The sequence below is a fragment of the Roseateles sp. genome (assembly GCF_031397715.1).
GTDB lineage: Bacteria > Pseudomonadota > Gammaproteobacteria > Burkholderiales > Burkholderiaceae_C > Paucibacter_A.
In genome coordinates this window covers 1-1,959 of sequence record NZ_JANNMI010000294.1, presented here as the reverse complement: position 1 = coordinate 1,959, position 1,959 = coordinate 1, and the positions used below count along the sequence as shown (strand labels likewise).

Here is a 1,959-nt window from a genome sequence, read left to right as displayed (position 1 = left end):
ATGTCGGCGTCGGCCACGCCCTTGGATTTCAGGAAGCTGCGCAGGATCTTGTTGGTGGTGCGCGGGTAGACATAGTCGGTGCCCAGCAGCACGAAGCGGCGGGCAGCCCCGCCGTCCTTGCTCATCAGGTATTCGACCGAGGGAATAGCCTGCTGATTCGGCGCCGCGCCGGTGTAGAACACATTCTTGGACAGCTCCTCGCCCTCGTACTGCACCGGGTAGAACAGCAGGCCGTTCAGTTCCTCAAACACCGGCAGCATCGATTTGCGCGACACCGAGGTCCAGCCACCGAAGGTCACGGCGACCTTGTCCTGGGTCAGCAGCTGGCGCGCTTTTTCGGCGAACAGCGGCCAGTTCGAGGCCGGGTCCACCACCACCGGCTCCAGCTTCTTGCCCAGCACGCCGCCCTTGGCATTGATCTCGTCGATCGCCATCAGCGCGACATCCTTGAGCACCGTTTCCGAGATCGCCATCGTGCCCGACAGCGAATGCAGGATGCCGACCTTGATGGTGTCGGCGGCCAGAACCTGGCCGCTGAAGCTCAGGGCGGCTGCCAGAGCGGTGAGCGTGACGTTGAAACGGCGACGATTGCTGATCATGGATGAGTCCTGTGGGTTGACGAGAGATAAAACGGCCTTGGGGTCAAGTGTTGCCACTGCGTGCCGGGCGGCCAATACGCCGGATGGCGTATGTGACAGCGTCAATTTCTCAAGCGACCCAGCGCCAGCGCGGCGGCAGCGGTGCGGGTCTCGACGCCGAGCTTGGCGAACACATGCTCCAGATGCTTTTTCACCGTCTGCGGGCTGAGGCTGAGGATGGCGGCGATGTCGCGGTTGATCTTGCCCTTGATGACCCAGTACATCACCTCGGCCTCGCGCGGCGTCAGCCCCAGGCCGGCGGCGATCGCCTCGATCGAGGCCTGGTCCGAGCTCTCGCGCAGCATCAGCAGCCAGTCGCCATCGCCGGTGCGGCCATGCAGGCTCAGCTCCAGCCGGCGGCCGCCGCGCGCGGTGATCAGGTTGTCGGCCTGCTGGCCGGTCTGCTTGCCGGAAATGGCCTGCTGCAACCAGCGCAACACGGCCGGCGGCGTGACCCGGTCCGGCACCTCGAAATGAAAATGCACCAGCTGACTGGCCAGCGGCGTGTGCCAGATGCGCGCGCCGTCCGCCGCGCGCAGCACCAGGCAGGCATGGCCGAAGGCATCCAGCGCCTGGCGTGCCTGCCTGGCTTCGCGCTGGCCACGCAGCTGGGCGGCGACCCGCGCCAGCACCTCGCGCGCCCGCACCGGCTTAGGGACGGTGTCGACGCAGCCGGCCTCCAGCGCCAGCCAGACCTGCTCGCTGTCGGCCTGCGGCCCCAACATGATGCAGGGCACACCGACCAGGCCCGGCGCCGCCAGCAGCGCCTTGAGCTGACCGCCCGACGCGCATAACTGCTGGGCCAGCAGCACCAAATCCGGGCGCCACTGCGGCGCCAGCGCCGCCGCCTGCGCCAGGCCGGCCACCGCCGCGACGCGGTAGCCCGACTCCTCCAGCACATGCTGCAGCACCAGCAAATTGGCGCGCTGATCGTCAATGATCAGCACCGCCGCCTGATCGGCTCTGGCGACGTGTTGCGGCGCCGGCCGCGCACCATCAGCAGGAAAATCAAACGCCAGCGCATCGCGCTGGTGCATGGTCGACGCAATCACATCGGTTGAATTCATGCTGTGGGCCATCTTGGTGCGCAGCGCATAGACCCACGGTCTCTGAACACTGCGGCCTGTGCGCAGGTCGCAGAATCCGTGCCAATCGCTGCGCTGGGCCGGCAAGCCTGGCCGGAATGCACGCCCGGCTCGGTATCGGCAGGCCAAGCGCCCGCCGGGTGGATCGATAATCGCGCTTTACCCAGCCCGCTCAACCCAGCTCGCTCAAACCAGCTCGCTCAAACCAGCTCGCTCAAACCAGCTCGCTCAACCCA

2 protein-coding genes are annotated in these 1,959 nt (G+C 66.7%); both read right to left on the bottom strand.

Annotated features, from left to right (window positions below; genetic code table 11):
* A partial coding sequence (locus tag RMO57_RS12810; RefSeq protein ID WP_310387171.1) for a transporter substrate-binding protein occupies positions 1 to 599 on the bottom strand: 599 nt, incomplete at its 3' end.
* A gap of 101 nt (positions 600 to 700) precedes the next feature.
* The gene (locus RMO57_RS12805) at positions 701 to 1,705 is read right to left on the bottom strand and encodes a LuxR C-terminal-related transcriptional regulator (RefSeq protein ID WP_310387168.1); all 1,005 of its coding nucleotides are present in this window, start codon (positions 1,703 to 1,705) and stop codon (positions 701 to 703) included.
* Between the last annotated feature and the right edge of the window lie 254 nt (positions 1,706 to 1,959).

Excerpts from the sequence above, each read along its gene's own strand:
- RMO57_RS12805 (WP_310387168.1), bottom strand. The coding sequence starts at position 1,705 with ATGAATTCAACCGATGTGATTGCGTCGACCATGCACCAGCGCGATGCG.